Below are 17,330 nucleotides of genomic sequence, written 5' to 3' on the forward strand. Positions count from 1 at the left end.
GATCAGCCGCGCAGGCGGGCCAGGCGATTGCGTACGCCGTGGAAATGAGCGTGTACGGCGGCCTCCGCGGCGGCCCGGTCGCCGGCCAGCACGGCGGTGTACATGTCGCGGTGCCGTTTGGCCACGTCGAGCGGCGGCTCGTCCGGCTCCCCCAGGTGGTCGCGCAGCTGGTAGTAGACGTCCCAGAACGCGCCGAGCAGCTGGCTCACGAGCGGGTTGCCGAGCGGCCGGTAGAGCAGGTCGTGGAAGAGACGGTCGGTCTCCGGGGAGACGAGACCCTCATCCGCCTCGGACTCCATGCGGGCGATGACGTCGGAGATCGGCGTCAGGTCGGCCTCCTGGCCCAGGTCGATGAGGCGCTGCACGAGGCCGCTCTCCAGGATCTCGCGGATCTCGACGAGGTGCGCCAGGTGGTTCTTGCCGTTCTGGAGCGTGATGCGGCTGTGGAAGGTGAGCTCGTCCACCAGTCCCGCGAGGGACATCCGGCCCACGAACATGCCGAAGCCGTGGCGGATGTCCACGATGCCGACCGCCTGCAGGGCCTTGAGCGCCTCCCTGATCGAGTTGCGGCTGACCTGGAGCTCCTCCATGAGCTCCGACTCGGTCGGCAGGGGGTCCCCGGCCACCAGTCCGCGCCGGACGATCAAGTCCTTGACGCCCTGCTGGGCCTCGACGGCACGGCTCTGCCGCGCCGGACGCGGGACAGCGGTCATGAAGAATCCCTTCTTCGTAAGTTGGTCGAGGGGTTAGGGGGCGGAACCCCCGCAGGTAACAATCGGGAAATCTTCTGTTGACCTCAAGAGGGGGCAGCCTTTAGCGTCCACGTTACGCACAACATAGGACATGGGATGTCCCACGTTCTACCCCTTGGGAGGCATCCGTGAGCTCTGAGTTCAGCCGCCGTGACTTCCTGCGTTACAGCGGAGCGACCGGTGCGGCGGCGTTCATCGCGGCCACGCTCTCCGCTTGTTCCGGAGGCCCGGCCTCGACCGGTTCGGTCGGCGCCGGATCCAACAAAGACCTGATCACCGCCGTCATCGGCTACGGCAACGACCAGAGCTGGGACCCGACGCAGACCGCCTCGGCGTTCGCCATGGCCGGGATCAACCACGTCTACGAAGGTCTGCTCGACACCGACCCGATCACCCGCGAGCCGTATCCGGCGCTGGCGACCGCGCTGCCCTCCGACGTGAGCGCGACCTCGTGGAAGTTCACCCTGCGCGAGGGAGCGACCTGGCACGACGGCAAGCCGGTCACCGCCGACGACGTGGTCTTCACGTTCGAGCGGATCCTCGACCCCGAGGCGAACGTGCTGGTCGGCAACTTCTTCAGGTCCTGGTTGCGTGAGGTGAAGAAGATCGACGACAGGAACGTGGAGCTGGTCTTCGCGTTCCCGTTCCCCGACGCCGCGCCCAGACTGACGATCGCCAAGATCATGCCGAAGCACGTGTTCGGCCAGGCGGGGGCGTGGGACCAGGCCAAGAGCGGCAAGGCGGTGGGCTCGGGGCCGTACAAACTGGCCGCGCACAACCCGAAGTCCAACACCTCGTTCGAGGCGTACGCCGCCTACAACGGCCCGCGTCCCGCCAGGGTCAAGCAGATGAACTGGCTGACGATCGTGGACGCCGCGGCGCGCGTGGCCAAGATCTCCGGGGGCTCGGCAGAGGCGCAGATCGCCGACAACATCCCGTACGCCAACGTCGAGCAGCTCAAGCAGCAGGGCCTGACGGTGGAGGGCGGCCGGGGCATGAACCACATGTTCCTGATGTTCAACACCGCGGCCAAGCCGTTCGACGACGTACGCGTCCGGCAGGCGCTGCACTACGCGATCGACAGGCAGAAGATGATCGACGTGGCGCTCAAGGGCCACGGCACGGCCTCCAGCTCGTTCCTGAACGAGGGGCATCCCGATCACAAGCCGGCCTCGGTCGTCTACGACTACGACCCGGAGAAGGCCAAGGCCCTGCTCAAGGAGGCGGGGGTGACCGGCCTGACGGTCAACCTCATGGCCGTCAACGTGAGCTGGATCGCCGACTGCCTGCCGACCATCGCCTCCTCCTGGGAGGCCGTCGGGATCAAGACCACGCTGGAGCCGCAGGACACGGCCGCGTTGTTCACCAAGATGGACCAGTTCCAGGACTACCAGGTGGTCGCCGCGGCCTCGAACCCCAACCAGTTCGGCATGGACGCCGACCTGATCATGCGCTACAACTTCGTGGCGGGCGGCCTGTGGATGAAGTACGCCCACTACGACGGCAGTGACGACGCCAAGGCGCTGTTCGCCCTGATGGACGAGGCGACCAAGGAACCGGACAAAACCAAAAAGACCGCGGCTGTCCACAAATATCTGGACATGATTGCTGAGCAGGCCGTGCTCTACCCCGTCGTCCACACCGAGCTGATGACCGCCTGGGATCCGAAGAAGCTGTCCGGCATCCGCGCCCAGGCGTACCCGGGCATCACGCTGCTGCAGGCCAAGAGGACATGACGCTCGTCGCCCGGATGCTGCTGCGGCGGCTCCTCATCCTGGTCCCGCTGGTGCTCGGCGTGGTCGCGTTCGTGTTCGTCGTGATGCGCTTCTCCAACAACAAGCCGGAGTACGCCTACTTCCAGGGCGCGAACCCCACCCCCGAGCAGATCCACCAGTTCCAGCTCGAGAACGGCCTGCTGGACCCGCTCCCGCTGCGTTACCTCCACTTCGTCGCCGACCTGGCGCGGGGCGACCTCGGCACCAGCGTGCTCACGAAGAAGCCGGTGCTGGAGTCCGTGACGACCGCGCTGCCGCTGACGTTGCAGCTCACGTTCCTCGGCCTGGCCGTGGCGGTGGTGCTCGCGCTGGTGTTCGGCGTGACGGGCGCGCTGTTCCGCGACCGGTGGCCCGACCAGGTGATCCGGATGGTGTCGCTGATCGGCGTGGCGGCCCCGGCGTTCTGGCTGGCGCTGCTGATGATCCAGTGGCTGGCGGTGGGCGAGGGCCTGTTCCCCACGGGCGGCTACATCAACCCGGCCGACTCCTTCACCGGCTGGCTGCGGTCGATGACGTTGCCGGCGCTGTCGCTGTCGCTGCCGATCGCCGCCCAGCTCACCCGCATCATCCGCACGTCGATGGTGGAGGAGCTGGACCGCGACTACGTACGCACCGCGATCGGCAGCGGCCTGCCGCAGATCGTGGTCGTCGGCCGCAACGTGCTGCGCAACGCCCTGATCAACCCGCTGACCGTGCTTGGCCTGCGCATCGGCTACCTCATCGGCGGCACCGTGGTCATCGAGACCATCTACGGACTGCCCGGCATGGGCCAGCTCATGATCAACGCGGTGCGCGACGGCGACCCGGCCGTCGTCCAGGGCGTCGTGCTGACCATCGCCGTCGGCTTCATGGTCGTCAACCTCGTCGTCGACGTCCTCTACCTGCTGATCAACCCCCGCCTCAGGAGCGCCGCATGAGACGTGGACTGACCGAACGTCTGTCCCGGCCCGGCGTGGGCCTGCGCAGGCTGAGGCCGCTGTCGTGGGTCGCGGTCGGCATCGTCGCCGTCGTCGTGCTGGCCGCGGTGCTGGCGCCGTGGATCGCGCCGCACTCGCCGTACTTCCAGGAGGCCGCCGGCGGCGGCCCGTCCGCCGCGCACTGGATGGGGCTCGACAGCGCCAACCGCGACATCCTGTCCAGACTCCTGTACGGCGCCCGCTGGTCGCTCATCATCGGCCTCGGCGCGACCGGGCTCGCCCTGGTCGCCGGCGCGATCATCGGCGCCGTCGCGGCCACCTCGCGCCGGGCCGTGGACGAGACCCTCATGCGGGTGCTCGACGTGATCATGGCCTTCCCCGGCATCGCGCTGGCCGCCGTGCTGGTCGCGGTGTTCGGCGGCAGCATCCCGGTGCTGGTCATGGCCATGGCGTTCCTCTACATGCCGTCCGTGGCCAGGGTCGTGCGGGCCAACGTGATCGCCCAGTACGGCGAGGACTACGTGGCGGCCGAGCGGATCATCGGCGCCCGCACGCCGCACATCCTCATCAGGCACGTCGCGATCAACTGCGCCGCGCCGGTGCTGGTGTTCTGCACGGTGATGGTGGCCGACGCGATCGTGTTCGAGGCGTCGCTGTCGTTCATCGGCGCCGGCGTACGCCCCCCGAACCCCTCCTGGGGCAGTGTCATCGCCGACGGCAAGAACCTGGTCCTGCTCGGCGGCTGGTGGGCCACGGTCTTCCCCGGACTGCTGATCCTGATCACCGTGCTCGCACTCAACATCCTGTCCGAGGGCATCTCCGACGCCTGGGCCGCGCCCGCCGCCCGCAAGGCGCCGGTCAAGAAGGAGGAGGACGCGTTCGAGCAGGCTCAGCCTGGCTCCGGCGAGATCGTCGAGCTGCCCGGCCTGGCCGAGGCCGCCCAAAGGCTGGCCGAACGCGCCCGCCCCCTGCCGCAGGGCCCGCCGATCCTCGCGGTCGAGCGGCTGCGGATCGGGTTCGCCGAGGGCGTGGACATCGTGGACGGCATCGGCTTCGAGGTACGCCCGGGTGAGGTGCTCGGCCTGGTGGGCGAGTCGGGCTGCGGCAAGTCGCTGACCGCGCTGACCATCATGGGCCTGCAGCCCCGCGACGCCCGCGTCAGCGGCCACGTGCGTTTCGACCAGCAGGAGCTGCTCGCGCTGCCCCGCCGCGCCCGCCGCCGGCTGCTCGGCCACGAAATGGCGATGATCTACCAGGACGCCCTCTCCTCGCTGAACCCGGCCATGACCATCAAGGCCCAGCTCAAGCAGGTCACCCGGCGTGGCGGCCGGCGTACCCCGGCAGAGCTGCTCGAACTCGTCGGACTGGACGCCCGCCGCACCCTGTCCTCCTACCCGCACGAGCTCTCGGGCGGGCAGCGGCAGCGGGTGCTGATCGCGATGGCGCTCTCGCGCGAGCCCAAGCTGATCGTCGCCGACGAGCCCACGACCGCGCTGGACGTGACCGTGCAGGCGCAGGTCATCGAGCTGCTGCTGCGGTTGCGCGAGGAGCTGGGGTTCGCGCTGATCCTCGTCTCGCACGACCTCGCGCTGGTCACCGACGTCACCGACCGCGTGGTGGTCATGTACGGCGGCCAGATCGTCGAGACCGGCGCCACCGCGACCCTGGTCGGGGAGGCGGCCCACCACTACGCGCGCGGCCTGCTCGGGTCGGTGCTGTCGCTGGAGTCGGGGGCCGAGCGGCTCACGCAGATCCGCGGCGTGGTGCCCGCACCGGCCGACTTCCCGGCCGGCTGCCGGTTCGCAGACCGGTGCCCGATGGCCACGGACGTGTGCCGTACCGAGACGCCGGTGCTGGCGGGGGACGCCACCCACGCGGTGGCCTGCCACCACCCCGCGGTCAGTCTGGTGAGGAGTGAGCAGCGTGCTTGAGCTGAAGGACGTCCACGTCGTGCACAAGGCGCGCTCGGGTGGCGTGTTCGCGCGCGACCGCGTCTACGCGCTGACCGCCGCGAACCTGGTGATCGGCCCCGGCGAGACCGTCGGTGTCGTGGGGGAGTCGGGTTGCGGCAAGTCCACGCTGGCCAGGGTGCTGGTGGGGCTGCAGCGGCCGACCGCGGGCACGGTGACGTTCCGCGGCGCGGACCTGTGGGCGCTCAAGGAGTCCCGGCGGCGGGAGCTGGTCGGGTCGAGCGTCGGGATGGTGTTCCAGGACCCGTCCACGGCGCTCAACCGGCGGCTGCCGGTCAGGCAGGTGCTGCGCGACCCGCTCGACGTGCACCGCCGCGGCGCCCCCGCCGAGCGCGACGCCCGCGTACGCGAGCTGCTCGACCTGGTCGGTCTGCCCCCGAGCGCGGCAGACGCGCTGCCGAGCCAGCTGTCCGGCGGGCAGCGCCAGCGCGTGGCCGTGGCCAGGGCGCTCGCCCTCGAACCTGACCTGCTCATCGCCGACGAGCCCACGAGCGCGCTCGACGTGTCCGTGCGCGCCCAGATACTCAACCTGCTGCTCGACCTGAAGGAACGGCTCGGGCTCGCGCTGGTGTTCGTCTCGCACGACATCCAGACGGTACGCAGGATGAGCGACCGCGTGGTCACGATGTATCTGGGCAGGATCGTCGAGCAGACACCCGCGCAGGCCGTGCCGCTGGCCGCGCGGCATCCGTACACGCGGGCGCTGTTCTCCGCGACGCCGGGACTGATCTCGCCGATCAACGCGATCCCGCTGGTCGGGGCGGTGCCCTCGGCGACGAATCCGCCGAGCGGGTGCCCGTTCCGCACGCGGTGCTGGCGGGCGGACGAGGTGTGTGCCGCGGAGATGCCGGACGCGCGGACCGATGCTGACCATCTCTTCCACTGCCACCACCCGGTGGCGGCGGGAGCGACCGACCTCGAACTGATCCAGGAGCGAGCATGACCAGTGCGGATGCGATGCTGAGAGGCGTCATCCCGCCCGTTTGCACCCCCATGACCCCCGACTACCAGGTGGACGCCGTCTCGCTCACCCGGCTGGTCGATCATCTGCTCGCGGGTGGCGTGGACGCGTTGTTCGTGCTGGGGTCCTCCTCGGAGGTGGCGTACCTGACGGACGCCCAGCGGCGGGTGGTGCTCGACACGGTCGTCGGGCACGTGGGCGGGCAGGTGCCGGTGCTGGCCGGGGTGATCGACATGACGACGCCGCGGGTTCTGGAGCACGTGCGGGTCGCGGTCGAGGCCGGGGTGTCGGGGCTGGTGGCGACGGCGCCGTTCTACACGCGCACCCATCCGGCCGAGATCCGCACCCATTTCCGTACCGTCGCCGTCCGGGGCGGGCTCCCGCTCTACGCCTATGACCTGCCGGTCTCCGTACACACCAAGCTGAGCGCTGATCTGCTGCTCGAACTGGCCGGCGAGGGCGTGCTGGCCGGGGTGAAGGACTCCAGCGGCGACGACGGCGGCCTGCGGCAGGTCATCCTGCGGCGCGAGGCGCCGTTCAGCGTGCTCACCGGGTCGGAGGTGACCGTGGACTCGGCGCTCTGGATGGGCGCCGACGGCGTGGTGCCCGGACTGGGGAACGTCGACCCGCACGGCTACACCGAGCTCTACCGCTGCGCCTCGCGCGGCGACTGGGAGGCGGCCAGGGTCGAGCAAGAGCGCCTGGCCAGGCTGTTCGAGATCGTCCACGTCGGTGGCACCCGGATGGGCGGCAGCTCGTCGGGCCTCGGGGCGTTCAAGGCAGCACTTCACCTGCGCGGTGTCATCGACTGCCCGATCACCGCGCTCCCGCAGGTCCCGCTGAACGACGAGGAGGCCGGCCGGATCGGCAAGCTCCTCGCGTCCGCGGGCCTGCTCTGAATCTGTCCGGTATCAGCGTCAGGCCGGGCTCGCCAGCCTGGCCACGTCGCCCGCGCCGTCCTCGATCAGCTTGGCCGCCAGCTCGGACAGCGCGCGCCCGGCCGCCAGCTCGTCACCGATCCCTGGTACGGGCCGGTCGTGCGGGTTGCGGCGGGCGTGCGCCACGCTCTCGTGCCGTTTGCCGTCCGCGGTGAACAACACCGCCGTGGCCGTGGTGACGGCGTCCCGGTCGTCCTCGCTGATCCAGATCTGCACGTTCCACTGCTTGTAATCCATGACTGCACCTCCCTACTTCGAGCCTCTCTCCTCAAGCCGAAAAGGTAAAGGTCAGCCCCCTGTGCGGCTGTGTGCGGGCGGCTATGTGCGGGCGGCTATGTGCGGCGGACCTTGGGGGGAACGACCTGGAGCGCCGTCTCCAGCGCGGTGGCCTCCTCGGGGGTGAGCCGTTCCAGGAAGTGGACCAGGGTGGCCGCCTGGTTGCCGCTGGCCGCCAGGGCGTGCCGCATCAGCTCCGCGGTGTAGGCCTCCTTGGTGGCGATCGGCTCGTAGACGTACGCCCGGCCGACCGGCTCGCGCCTGAGCAGGCCCTTGGTGTGGAGCTTGTCCATCACCGTCATGACCGTGGTGTAGGCGATCTCGCGCTCGTTGCGGAGGTCTTCGAGCACGTCGCGGACGGAGGCGGGTCTGCGGTAGGACCACATCCTGTCCATGATCGTGGACTCGAGCTCTCCCAGGGGGCGCCTCATGGGCACATGTTACGGGTTGCGGTGGAACGCACCCGAGCGAATGATCATCTGCTCACGCCGTCCGCTGGTTGCCGCAACAGGCTCAGGTCGGCTCGCCGCGGCAGGCTCTCCCAGTCGCCCTGCGAGGTCACCGCGAACGCCCCCGCCGCGCACGCCGTGCTGAGCCGCCGCTCCGGGTCCGCCCCGTCCAGCCAGTCAGCCAGCCACCCGGCCGCGAACGCATCCCCGGCCCCCACGGAGTCCACCTCGGTCACCCGGTACGGCTCCGCCCGGCGCACCGTGCCGCCGGACAGCTCGAGCGCGCCCTCGGCGCCGAGCTTGACCAGCACGTGCCGGGGCCCGAGCGCCGCCAGCGCCTTGGCCAGCTCTTCCGCGCCTTCGACTGCGGCGACCAGCCGGCCCTCCGCCTCGGTCGCGAACAGCACGTCCACGTCGCCGACCGTCTCCCGCAACCACGCCCCCGCCTCCTCGGGCGTCCACAGGGCCCTGCGGTAGTTGACGTCGAGCGAGACGAGCACCCCTGCGGACCGCGCTGCGGCGATCGCATGGCGTACGGCCTCCCGCGCCGAGCCCGAGAGCGCCGGCGTGATCGCGGAGACGTGCAGCACCCGGGCCGACGCGATGAGCTCGGGGTCGAGGTCGGCGGCCGACAGCCGCGAGCCCGCGCTGTCCTTGCGGTAGTAGCGCACGTCGATGAGGTCGGCCGTGCGCCTGCCCTTGATCATCAGCCCGGTCGGCGCGCCGGGATCCCTGATGGCCCGCACGTCCACGCCCTCCCCGGCCAGGGTCGAGTGGATCAGGTCGCCGAACTCGTCGGCCCCCACCCGGCCGATCCACGCCGCGGCGTGGCCGAGCCGGGCGACGCCGATCGCGACGTTCGACTCGGCGCCGCCCAGGCCCAGGTCGAAGTCGCGGGCGAAGCGCAGCGGCCCGGTGCGGCGGGCGGCGAACAGCGCCATGGTCTCACCGAAGGTCACCAGATCGGTCATCGGCTCGGGCTACCCAGCTTTCTCGAGATTCGCGCGGCCGCCCCCGCCACCAGCGGCCCCAGCTCGCGTACGCGCGCGGCGGTGATCCGCGAGGTGAGGCCGGAGACGGAGATGGCGGCGGCGACGTTGTCGTTGTGGTTGAAGATCGGCGCCGCGACGCAGCGCACCTCGGGCTCGTTCTCACGGTCGTCCACCGCGTAGCCGCGCCGGCGGATGTGCGCCAGCTCGGCGCGCAGCCTTTCGTGGTCGGTGATCGTGTGCTTGGTCCTGGGCTCCAGGACCACCTCGGCGACGGCCTCCTCGGGCTGCCAGGCCAGGATGGCCTTGCCCACGGCCGTGGAGTGGACCGGGCCGCGGCTGCCGACGCGGGAGGCCATGCGGACGTTGGCCTCGTTCTCGACCTTGTCGATGTAGACCACGTGTGGGGGGTCGTAGACCACGAGGTGGACGGTCTCGCGCACCTCGCTCATCAGCCGGTGCGACTCCTCGGCCGCCACCGCGCGCAGGTCGAGTGTGGCCAGGTAGGACTGGCCGAGCCTGAGCGTGCCGTGACCCAGCCGGTACGCCCCGGTCCTGCGGTCGCGTTCGAGCAGCTTGGCCTCGACGAGCGGCACGGTCAGCCGCAGCACCGTGCTCTTGGCCAGGCCGACCGCCTCGGCCAGCTGGGTGAGCGACAGGCCCGCGTGCGCCCGTACGTGGTCCAGCACGGCCAGGGCTCTTCTGAGCGAGGCGGACTGGTTGCGTTCGGACACGATGGCCAACATACCTGCGAACCGCCGATGCAACACGTTGTGCTGCAATGCACAACAACTCCGTGCACCCCTTCCGGGCGTCCTGAGTGGTTCCTAGGGTCGCGCTCAGGAGGTAATAGTGAAGTTTCTTTACTTAGCCGTGGCCGGGACCGCCCTGCTCGCGCTGGCCGCCTGCGCACCCTCGACCGCCCCCGCCTCGGGCGGCGGCGACGAGAAGACGGGAACGCTGCGGGTGTGGCTCTACGACGAGCCCAACCGCGCACCCAAGGACAAGGTCGTCAATGAGGCGATCAAGGAGTTCACCGCCGCGCACGCCGGCGTCGAGGTCGAGGTGACGTACGTCCCGACCACGCCGGCCAGGCACGAGAAGTTCAAGGGCGCCTTCAACGACCCGGCCAGTTCGCCCGACGTCGCCGAGTACGGCAACACCGACCTCGCCGAGTACGCCGCGGCCGGCGGCTTCGCCGACCTCACGGCGGACCTGCGGGGCCAGGACATGACGCCCGACCTCCTCCAGTCCGCCGCCGTGGACGGCAAGCAGTACGGCCTGCCGTGGTTCATCGGCGTCCGCGCCCTCTACTACCGCACCGACGTCTTCGACGAGCTGGGGCTGGAGCCGCCGGCCTCGATCGCCGAGCTGACCGAGAGCGCCCGCACGATCCGCGAGAAGAAGCCCGACCTGTACGGCATCGCCGTCGGCGGCGAGTACACCTTCGGCGCCCTGCCCTTCATCTGGGACGCCGGCGGCGACATCACCGCACTGGACTCGGCCGAGTCGCGCGCGGGCGTGAAGGCGTACACGGACCTGATGAAGGACGACATCTGCCCGCCGCAGGCGTGCGTGTCGCTGACCGGCGGCAAGACCGTCGAGCTGTTCGCCAGTGGCAAGGCGGCGATGGGCATCATCGGCAACTTCAACCGCTCGGCCGTGGACGCGGGAGCGGCGGCGGGCAAGTACGCGGTCGTGCCGCTGCCCGGCGCAGCCGATGGCTCGATCGCGCCCGCCTTCGCCGGGGGCAACAACCTGGGCGTGCTGAAGAACGCCGGGCACCGGACGCTGGCCGTGGACTTCGTCAAGCTGCTGGGCGGCAAGACGTACCAGACCAAGATGTACGAGGCCATGGGCAACCTGCCGACGCTCACCGGGGCGCGGGACGAGCTGGCGGCCGAGGACCCGTTCATGAAGCCGTTCCTCGACACCGTCGCCAAGGGGACCAGGTTCGTGCCGATCGACCCCGCCTGGGTGAAGATCGACAACGGCAAGGTCATCCCGACGATGCTGCAGAAGGTGGCCACCGGGCAGTCCACCGTGGACGCGGCCACCAGCGAGGCGGCGGCGGCCGTGAAGACGGCCTTCGGCCGCTCGTGACGGTGGCGGTGGCCGTCCGGCGGGGCCGGGCGCGGCCCTGGCTCTACCTGTTGCCGGCGGCGGCCGTGCTGGTGCCCATGTTCGGCTACCCGGTCTACATGCTGGGGCTGCTGTCGGTCTTCGACTACCGGCAGGCGCAGGTCAGCGGCGGGCAGCCGAGCACGTTCGTCGGGTTCGGCAACTACGCCGCGATCCTCGGCGACGGCCGGTTCTGGGAGGTGCTTGCGCAGACCGTGGGGTTCGCGGCGGCGCTCGTGGTCGCCACCCTGGCCGTCGGCGCGGCGCTGGCCGTGCTGCTGACCAGGACAGGACCGGTGCCGAGGACGGTGTTGTCACTGGCCGCGCTGGGGGCCTGGGCGGCGCCCGCGATGACCGGCTCCACCGTGTGGATGTTCCTGTTCGACGCCGACCTCGGACTGGTCAACCAGGTGCTCGGGCTCGACGGCTTCAACTGGTTCTACGACCGGTGGGTCGCGTACGGGGTGGTCGGTGCCACCATCGTGTGGCACTCGTTCCCGTTGGTCATGGTCACCCTCTACGCGGGCATCCAGGCCATCCCCGCGTCGGTGCTCGAGGCGGCCGCGCTCGACGGGGCCTCCGCGTGGCGGTCGTTCTGGAAGGTCATCGTGCCGATGCTGCGGCCGCTGGTCACGATCGTCGTCATCCAGTCGGTGATCTGGGACTTCAAGGTGTTCACGCAGATCTACGTCATGACCAACGGCGGCGGCGTCGCCGGGCAGAACACCGTGCTCAACGTCTACGCCTACCAGACCGCCTTCGGCTCATCGGAGTACGGTCTCGGCTCGGCCATCGCGGTCATCATGACGCTCGTCCTGCTGGTGATCACCCTGTTCTACATCCGAGCGCTCTATCGAAGTGGGGAGCGACTGTGAGGAGACGCCTCCTGCCGAACGCCGTGGCGCTGGTCGTCGCGTTCCTCACCGCGTTCCCGCTGTACTGGATGGTGTTGTCGGCGCTCAAGCCCGACGGCGAGATCCAGTCGCTCGACGTCAGGCCGTGGACCACGAACCCGACGCTGGACAACTTCGCCAGGGTGCTCACCGGCGAGGGCTTCGGCCGCTACCTGCTCAACAGCGCGGGCGTGGCGCTCACCGTCGTGGTGCTCTCCGCGGGGGTGGCCTTCCTCGCCGCCGTGGCCGTGACCAGGCTCAGGTTCCGGTTCAGGACCACCGTGCTGATCATGTTCCTGATCGCCCAGATGGTGCCGGTCGAGGCGCTGACCATCCCGCTGTTCTTCGTGGTCCGGGACCTCGGGCTGCTCAACACGCTGGCCTCGCTGGTGGTGGTGCAGTTGGCGTTCACGCTGCCGTTCGCGATCTGGATGATGCGCGGGTTCGTGGCCGCCGTGCCCGAGGCGCTGGAGGAGGCGGCGATGATCGACGGGGCCGGGCGCGCGACCGTGCTGTGGCGGATCATGTTCCCGCTGGTCGCGCCGGGGCTGGTGGCGACCAGCGTGTTCTCCTTCATCACGGCCTGGAACGACTTCATCTTCGCGAGGACCTTCATCATCTCCGCCAAGGACAACCAGACCCTGCCCGCCGCGCTGCTCGTCTTCTTCAAACCGGACGAGAACGACTGGGGCGGCATCATGGCGGCCTCGACGCTGATGACGATCCCGGTGCTGATCTTCTTCGTCGCGGTGCAGCGCCGGCTGGTCTCAGGCCTTGGAGGGGCCGTCAAAGACTGAAATATCCTTGAGCGCCCTGCGGCTGATGAGGGGATCCATGACTCTCAAGGTAGGGGCTATCGCGGCCGGTTCTGGGCCGCGATAGCCCCAGGCTGCTACCGCCTGATCGTGCGGGCGTCTCCGTACTCTCTGAGGAATTCGTCCCACTCGGTGTGCTTGGCGAGCTGGAGGTCCGCGTAGTAGCGCGAGATCGTCCGCTCCATCGGGAAGTACGCGCTCAACCCGCCGCACCCCTCCACCTTGTCGCCCTGGTGGCCCTCCTGGATCACGAACCCGCCGGGGCCGTGCATGGCCAGCAGCTTGTCGGCCACCGAGGCCAGCGTCGGATCCGTCCGCGAGTCCACGACCAGCGCCAGGCAGAGCGTACGCAGGTCCACCAGCGACCGGTCGACGTGGAAGCGGGTGACGACCGACTGGACGCTGTCCACGACCGACCTGTTGCCGCGAACCTGCTGCCGCAGACCGGCCGCGAGCGTCTCGAACTCGCGCATGAACTCCTCGATCCGGGTGGCGTCGACCGCGCACTGGGTGACGGTCTGGCGCGTGCCGCGGAAGGACCTGACGTACTCGTCCACGATGATCCGCCCGAGCTCCCGCCCGTCCATGCGCGGGTTCGCGGCCATGGCGGACAGGATCGGCGTGTACGGCCACCCCTCGTTGGGCTCCAGCTCCTCCGAGCCCACCACGGTGCCGACGTGCTCACGGATCTCGTAGCAGACCTCGAGGTTGCTCATGAGGCAGGCGTCCATGCCCAGCAGGTCGATCGGCCGGCCGAGATCGTCGTGGATCCGCCTCATGACGTTGGACAGCTCGATGGTGTCCAGCGAGTGCAGCGTGCCGTCGTCGCTCGCGATCGCGCGGTCCTGGCCGCCGGGCAGCTTGAGCACCTCGCCCAGCGACGTCGTGAACAGGGCCTTGGTGATCTCCGGCGTCTCCGTCAGCCTGGCCAGCTCCGAGAACGCCGGCTCCTCCTCTGCGGTCATGCGCGGGGTGCGGCGGATGTAGCCGTTCTCCGCGTCGTGCCGGACCGTTCGGCCCCTGACCTGCGTGTAGAGCTGGTCGAGGTCGTCGGGGGTCCAGCCGCCGCCGTGGTTCCAGATCACCAGCGCGTACCGTCTGGCGGGCGCGTGCGCGACCGCCCAGCGGACGAACCGCAGCAGCGTCAGGGGGTCGCCGGAGTCCACGGGAGGCGGCAGCTCCTCGATCAGGTCGGGGGAGCCGCCGGCGCCGATCTCCATGTGCCTGGCGCGCCCGCCGCTGTCCTGCTGCTTGACGAACGCGGTGACCCGCACCCCGTTGAACTCCGGCACGGCCCGCAACTCCTCCAGGTCGCGTCCCGCGGCGTCGGACAGGTTGTTGTTGCCTGCCATGTAGACCATGAAGTTCCACTCGGCCGGCTCATCCGGCGACGCCTGGGAGGTCTCGGCCATGGTCGGCCGGATGGCGCCGAGTGCCCGCCAGGTGGCGGGGTCGGCCACGCCGTCGGCGGGCAGACCTTCGCGGTGCTGCAGGCTCAGCAGGGCGCCGTACGTGGATGCGCCGAAGTACCCGTCGGCCGCCACCCGGTAGCCGCGGGCGCGCAGCAGCTCCTGGAGCCGCCTGACCTCGTCTCCTCCGCTGCCCAGTCGCAGCGTGGGCCCGGCCATCAGTCGGCGGCCCAGTGGAAGGTGAAGCACTTGGCGTCCGCCGACAGGTCGCCGGTCGGGAGGACGTACATCGGGGTGTGGACGCCGAACATCTTCGCCTTCCACAACACGATGTTGCCGCCGGTCCGCACCGACCGCGAGTCGAAGCTCGCGTGCGTCTCCCCGCCGGACTCGACGAAGCAGATCTGCCTGTCGCCGTCGTCGGTGACCTCGATGCCCTTCCACCACAGGCCGTGCGGAGCCGTGCTGACGCGCACCTCGGTGGTGCCGGGGGGCGCGGGCGTCTCGGTCAGGTAGACCACGTCGCCGTCGCGCAGCCGGTGCGCGTTGACGAGGTCGTTCCTGCTGATCCTGATGAGCTGGAACGCGCCGCGTCCTGGCAGGCGCTCGTAGCGTACGGGCGAGCGCTGGTCACCGTGCACGATGGCGAGCAGCTCCGGCAGCGCCGAGACGATCGCGGGCAGCGCGGCCTGCAGGATCGGGCCGAAGTAGCGCTGGTTGAGCTCCCGGTCGGTGATGCGTACGGGGTGCTCGGCGCGAGCGCCGTGCATGGTCTGCAGCAGCCCGGGCAGCACCTGCGTGATGATCGGCGTCACGGTGCCGACGAGCTGCGGCACGAACTGCAGGAAGCGGTCGTCCTCGTTCTGGTCGGTCTCCGCCTTGGGCGGGCCGAACGAGAGCAGCTGCTCCACCAGCGGCGGGATCATGGCCTGGACGACCGGCATGAGCGTGGCGGCGACGTCCATGAAGGCCCGGTCGGCCTCCAGCGGGACAAAGGTCTCCGGTACGGGGTGCCGCAGGCCGGCCGGCGGCAGGTGCGGCCCGGCCCCGAACCGCTCGGCTGCCTGGTGGGTCAGCTGGAGGCCCTGGAGGATGGTGGGGAACAGCACGTTGAGAATCCGTGCCTCGGTTCCCCGCTGCTCCTCCGCGATGTAGGACGGCATGATGTTCTCCCAGCGTTTGGGGGATTCGTCCACGTTGGACGCTACGAACGCGATCTGCCGCGAGCATCAGGGAACGCCCTGGGGATAACCCCGGGGCGGTTCCCTAACGACGTCGAGGACCGACTCGGGTCGATCGGGCACTGGACGGTCGCCGGACCAAGGCCCACGATGAGTTGGTCCAGGGGGTGAGTCCATGACAGCCCGCGCCCTTCGTCATCGACCAGAGCGTTCCCGCGACGAGCATTTCGTCGGCCGCTGCAGGGAGCTCGCGGTGCTGCACGCCCAGCTCGGCCGCGCCTGCGAGGGCCGCTCCGGCCTCGTCGTGCTGGACGGGCCGGCCGGGATCGGCAAGACCGCGCTGGCCGGGGAGTTCCTCTCGGCCGTCGAGAACGCGATCGTGCTGGACGTGAGCGGGGAGGAAGGGGAGGCCGAGCTGCCGTACGGCGTGCTCGGCCAGCTCGCCGCCCAGGCGCAGCCGGTGCCCGAGGCGCTGGCCTGCCTGCCGGGCCCCGGCGCGCCCGCGCCGGCAGACCCGCTGGTGGTGGGGGCCGCGCTGCTTGAGCTGCTCGGCGGGCTCCAGCGCACCGCGCCCGTGGTCATCGCGATCGACGGCGTGGGGTGGGGGGACCTGCCGTCGCTGCGGGCGCTGACGTTCACGTTGCGGAGGTTGCGTACCGACCGGGTGCTCGCCGTGGTGATCGTCAGGGAGAGCGACGACCCCAGGCTGCCCGAGGGGCTGCGGCGGCTGCTGCGCGGCGGCGCCGCGCTCCGGTTGCCGCTGAGCGGGCTCAGCGCGCGCGAGCTGCAGGCGTTGAGCGCCAGGCTCGGTCCGGTACGCCTGACGCCGCAGGCCGCCGAGCGGCTGCACGAGCACACCAAGGGCGTGCCCCTGCACGCGCGGGCGCTGCTCCAGCAGGTGCGCGCCGAGACGCTGGCCGACGTGGACGCCCCGCTGCCGGCGCCGCGCGCGTACACGATCATGTTGCTGGACCGGCTCGGCGAGTGCGGGGCGGCGGCGCGGCGGCTGGTGACGGCGGCCGCGGTGCTCGGCACCTCCGCGCCGCTGCACCTGGTGGGGCGGATGGCGGAGCTCGCCGAGCCGCTGCCCGCTCTTGAGCAGGCCGCGGCGGCGGGGCTGCTCGTCGAGTGGCGCACCGGGGCCGGAGTCTCGCTCGGTTTTCCGAGCCCGCTGGTCCGCGCCGCCGTCTACCACGACCTCGGGCCCGCCACCCGGCGCCGCCTGCACCTGCTCGCCGCCGACCTGGCCGACGACGTGGTGCACCGGCTCCACCACCGGCTCGCGGCGGCCGACCAGGTGGACGAGGAGCTGGTACGCGAGGTGGCCGGCGTCGGACGGCGGCAGGCGGCGGCGGGGCACTGGCCGAGCGCGTGCGGGTGCCTGACGCGGGCCGCCCAGCTCACGGCGGAGGGGCCGGCCCGCGACCGGCTCATCGCGGAGGCCGTGGAGGCCCTCCTGGCCGCCGGCCGCCCGGCGGACGCCGGCGCCCTGGCCGCCCAGGTCGCCCCGGCGGCCGATCCCGCGGTCGGCGACTACGCGCTGGGCTCGGTTGCGCTGGTGGCCGGCCGGCTCGAGGAGGCCGTCAGGCGACTGGACAACGCCTGGTCCCACGGCCGCCACGACCCCCGCCTCGCCTCGGGCATAGCCGGCCGGCTCGCCATGGCCTCCCTGCTACGCGGCCACGGCGCCAGCGCCGCCGACTGGGCCGCCCGCGCCCTGTCCCGCGACCCCGGGCATGAGGGCGCCTTGCCCCGCGAGCCGGGGCGTGAGGGCGCCTTGTCGCGTGAGGCGGGGGCGTCGGGCGTGGAGTCGCCCCAGGGCCGGGGCAGGGGAGGCGGACGTCCCGTGGTGGCGGCGCGGGAGGGTGGTGAGTTGGTGCGATT

16 protein-coding genes are annotated in these 17,330 nt (G+C 70.8%); 9 read left to right on the top strand and 7 right to left on the bottom strand.

Features of this window, described 5'->3' with window-relative positions; all coding sequences use genetic code 11:
* Positions 1-2 precede the first annotated feature (2 nt).
* A complete protein-coding gene (locus ITP53_RS12930) occupies positions 3-713 on the bottom strand; it encodes a FadR/GntR family transcriptional regulator (protein WP_195895601.1) in 711 nt (236 codons plus the stop codon).
* 167 nt (positions 714-880) lie between these two features.
* Between ITP53_RS12930 and ITP53_RS12935 the strand changes: the two genes are divergently transcribed.
* From ITP53_RS12935 to ITP53_RS12955, 5 genes are read left to right on the top strand one after another with little or no spacing between them, the layout of a single operon-like run.
* On the top strand, positions 881-2,488 hold the full coding sequence (locus tag ITP53_RS12935) for an ABC transporter substrate-binding protein (protein ID WP_195895602.1): 1,608 nt from the start codon (positions 881-883) through the stop codon (positions 2,486-2,488).
* Positions 2,485-3,444 carry an ABC transporter permease gene (locus tag ITP53_RS12940; RefSeq protein ID WP_195895603.1) on the top strand — a complete coding sequence of 320 codons (960 nt, stop codon included), beginning with the start codon at positions 2,485-2,487 and terminating at the stop codon, positions 3,442-3,444. The genes ITP53_RS12935 and ITP53_RS12940 overlap by 4 nt, the downstream gene beginning before the upstream one ends.
* On the top strand, positions 3,441-5,375 hold the full coding sequence (locus ITP53_RS12945; protein ID WP_195895604.1) for a dipeptide/oligopeptide/nickel ABC transporter permease/ATP-binding protein: 1,935 nt from the start codon (positions 3,441-3,443) through the stop codon (positions 5,373-5,375). Before ITP53_RS12940 ends, ITP53_RS12945 begins: the two co-directional genes overlap by 4 nt.
* The gene (locus ITP53_RS12950) at positions 5,368-6,357 is read left to right on the top strand and encodes an ABC transporter ATP-binding protein (protein WP_328814389.1); all 990 of its coding nucleotides are present in this window, start codon (positions 5,368-5,370) and stop codon (positions 6,355-6,357) included. The genes ITP53_RS12945 and ITP53_RS12950 overlap by 8 nt, the downstream gene beginning before the upstream one ends.
* Positions 6,354-7,274, top strand: coding sequence for a dihydrodipicolinate synthase family protein (locus ITP53_RS12955; RefSeq protein ID WP_195895606.1), 921 nt, complete (start codon positions 6,354-6,356; stop codon positions 7,272-7,274). The genes ITP53_RS12950 and ITP53_RS12955 overlap by 4 nt, the downstream gene beginning before the upstream one ends.
* Before the next feature lie 18 nt (positions 7,275-7,292).
* Here the strand turns inward: ITP53_RS12955 and ITP53_RS12960 are convergent, their stop codons facing one another.
* The 4 genes from ITP53_RS12960 to ITP53_RS12975 form a co-directional block, all read right to left on the bottom strand.
* Entirely contained in the window at positions 7,293-7,550 is a 258-nt protein-coding gene (locus ITP53_RS12960) for a dsRBD fold-containing protein (RefSeq protein ID WP_195895607.1), read from the bottom strand.
* 95 nt (positions 7,551-7,645) lie between these two features.
* Positions 7,646-8,020: a BlaI/MecI/CopY family transcriptional regulator gene (locus tag ITP53_RS12965; protein ID WP_195895608.1), complete on the bottom strand. Its 375-nt coding sequence runs from the start codon at positions 8,018-8,020 to the stop codon at positions 7,646-7,648.
* A gap of 44 nt (positions 8,021-8,064) precedes the next feature.
* On the bottom strand, positions 8,065-9,009 hold the full coding sequence (locus ITP53_RS12970) for a sugar kinase (protein WP_195895609.1): 945 nt from the start codon (positions 9,007-9,009) through the stop codon (positions 8,065-8,067).
* Positions 9,006-9,773, bottom strand: coding sequence for an IclR family transcriptional regulator (locus ITP53_RS12975; RefSeq protein WP_195895610.1), 768 nt, complete (start codon positions 9,771-9,773; stop codon positions 9,006-9,008). The genes ITP53_RS12970 and ITP53_RS12975 overlap by 4 nt, the downstream gene beginning before the upstream one ends.
* Positions 9,774-9,879: 106 nt before the next feature.
* On the opposite strand from ITP53_RS12975, the gene ITP53_RS12980 reads away from it, so the two are divergent.
* Genes ITP53_RS12980 through ITP53_RS12990 form a run of 3 tightly spaced genes read left to right on the top strand, consistent with a single transcriptional unit; the run spans position 9,880 to position 12,838 of the window.
* The gene (locus tag ITP53_RS12980; protein WP_195895611.1) at positions 9,880-11,130 is read left to right on the top strand and encodes an extracellular solute-binding protein; all 1,251 of its coding nucleotides are present in this window, start codon (positions 9,880-9,882) and stop codon (positions 11,128-11,130) included.
* A complete protein-coding gene (locus tag ITP53_RS12985; protein WP_328814390.1) occupies positions 11,127-12,023 on the top strand; it encodes a carbohydrate ABC transporter permease in 897 nt (298 codons plus the stop codon). Before ITP53_RS12980 ends, ITP53_RS12985 begins: the two co-directional genes overlap by 4 nt.
* Positions 12,020-12,838 carry a carbohydrate ABC transporter permease gene (locus ITP53_RS12990; RefSeq protein WP_195895612.1) on the top strand — a complete coding sequence of 273 codons (819 nt, stop codon included), beginning with the start codon at positions 12,020-12,022 and terminating at the stop codon, positions 12,836-12,838. The genes ITP53_RS12985 and ITP53_RS12990 overlap by 4 nt, the downstream gene beginning before the upstream one ends.
* 95 nt (positions 12,839-12,933) lie before the next feature.
* On the opposite strand, the gene ITP53_RS12995 is transcribed toward ITP53_RS12990, so the two are convergent.
* The gene (locus tag ITP53_RS12995; RefSeq protein WP_195895613.1) at positions 12,934-14,514 is read right to left on the bottom strand and encodes a clostripain-related cysteine peptidase; all 1,581 of its coding nucleotides are present in this window, start codon (positions 14,512-14,514) and stop codon (positions 12,934-12,936) included.
* Positions 14,484-15,461 (bottom strand): hypothetical protein, encoded by a 978-nt coding sequence (locus ITP53_RS13000; protein ID WP_195895614.1) that lies wholly within the window; start codon positions 15,459-15,461, stop codon positions 14,484-14,486. Before ITP53_RS13000 ends, ITP53_RS12995 begins: the two co-directional genes overlap by 31 nt.
* 160 nt (positions 15,462-15,621) lie before the next feature.
* On the opposite strand from ITP53_RS13000, the gene ITP53_RS13005 reads away from it, so the two are divergent.
* Positions 15,622-17,330, top strand: a 1,709-nt coding sequence (locus ITP53_RS13005) for an AAA family ATPase (protein WP_195895615.1), incomplete at its 3' end; no start/stop codon positions are given.

The sequence above is a fragment of the Nonomuraea cypriaca genome (assembly GCF_015645445.1).
Lineage (GTDB): Bacteria > Actinomycetota > Actinomycetes > Streptosporangiales > Streptosporangiaceae > Nonomuraea > Nonomuraea cypriaca.